General features: G+C 58.2%; 1 protein-coding gene. It reads right to left on the minus strand.

Annotated elements, in window-relative coordinates; translation table 11 throughout:
• Positions 1-142: 142 nt before the first annotated feature.
• Positions 143-1,528 (minus strand): tripartite tricarboxylate transporter permease (locus tag L691_RS0110895; RefSeq protein ID WP_025690534.1); only part of this gene is annotated, 1,386 nt, incomplete at its 5' end.

Raw genomic sequence — 1,528 nt, forward strand, 5'->3', positions numbered from 1 at the left:
CGCGCCTGCTCCGGACTTTGCGGAGTTCGCCCCGCAGCCGGAGATCAGAAACAGCAGCGCAAGAGATAGCGGCAGCAGAGGGGAAAGCTTTTTGTTCAATGTTGTCAATTGGTTCACACTCCTAATTATGTTGGAACGGCACTTACGCTTCAGTATTGACGATGCTGAGCGAATCGCCGCGTTCCTCGTGGATTCTTTTTTTGGTGCGGCGGACCATGTACAGGGAAAAGATCAGCATGGCCGCTGCGGCGATAATGAAGGCGGCCGACAGTCCTCTTTGAATAAAGATACCGAGATTTCCGCCGGAAATCGCCATGGACTGCAAAAACGACTGCTCCATTAAAGGACCGAGAATGAAGCAGAGAATGAGCGGCATGATCGGCCAATCATGCTTTTGCAGGTAATAACCGGCGATGCCGAAGACAACGGCCACCTGAACATCGAACAGATTGTTGCGCACCGTGTAGGCGCCGACCATGCTGAGCAGAAGAATCACCGGCGCAAGAATCGAGAACGGCACCCGGGTTAATTTGGCCCAAACCCCTACCAGCGGCAGGTTAAGCACCAGCAGCATGACATTGCCGATGAACATGCTCGCAATGACGGTCCACACAAAGCTTCCTTTCTGCTCGAACAGCATCGGTCCCGGCGTCAGCCCGTAGATCATGAGTCCGGCAAGCAGTACGGCCAGCGGCGGCGAAGAAGGGATGCCCAGCGCGAACAACGGAATAAATCCGGCGGAGCTGGTCGCGTTGTTGGCGGCTTCAGGCGCGGCCACCCCTTCGATGGCTCCTTTCCCGAACAGATGGCGCCGCGGCGAGATTCTTTTGGCAAAATCATAAGACAGGAAGGAAGTTACGGCCGCCGAACAGCCGGGGAGCAGGCCCATGAAGAAACCGATCAGCCCGCCAGCAGCTATGGAGGAAGCGCTTTGCTTCAGGTCCTTGCGGCCCGGATAGACGCTGCCGATATTGCCGGCCGAAATCGCGGTCTTCTTCTCGGATATGCCCCGCATCACTTCGGCGATGGAGAAGAGGCCGATCAAAATGCTCACCATATCGAGGCCCCCTTCGAGCGGTCCCCACCCCAAGGTGAATCGGTACACGCCGGAGTTCGCGCCAAGCCCGATCAGCGACAAGGCAATGCCGGCCAGGCCCATAACCGCCGATTTAACGAAGCGTCCCCCATTCATTCCCATCATGATGACCAGCGTCAGGAGAAGAACGGCGAACATTTCCGGCGGGCCGAAACGCAGCGCTTGGCTTGCCAGCACGGGGGCGAACAGGACGAGGCCAAGTACACCCAGCACGCCAGCGATAAAGGAGGCGATTGCCGCAATGCCCAGCGCCGGTCCGCCTCTGCCCTGCTGCGCCAGCGGATACCCGTCCAGACAGGTCGGGACGGACGAGGCTTCGCCTGGAATATTAAGCAGTATGGCGGTCGTCGATCCTCCGTACATCGCCCCGTAATAAATACCCGCCAGCATGATAATCGCCTGCGTCGGTTCAAGGACCGCCGTTACCGGCAG

Source organism: Paenibacillus zanthoxyli JH29, assembly GCF_000520715.1.
Classification (GTDB): domain Bacteria; phylum Bacillota; class Bacilli; order Paenibacillales; family Paenibacillaceae; genus Paenibacillus_AQ; species Paenibacillus_AQ zanthoxyli.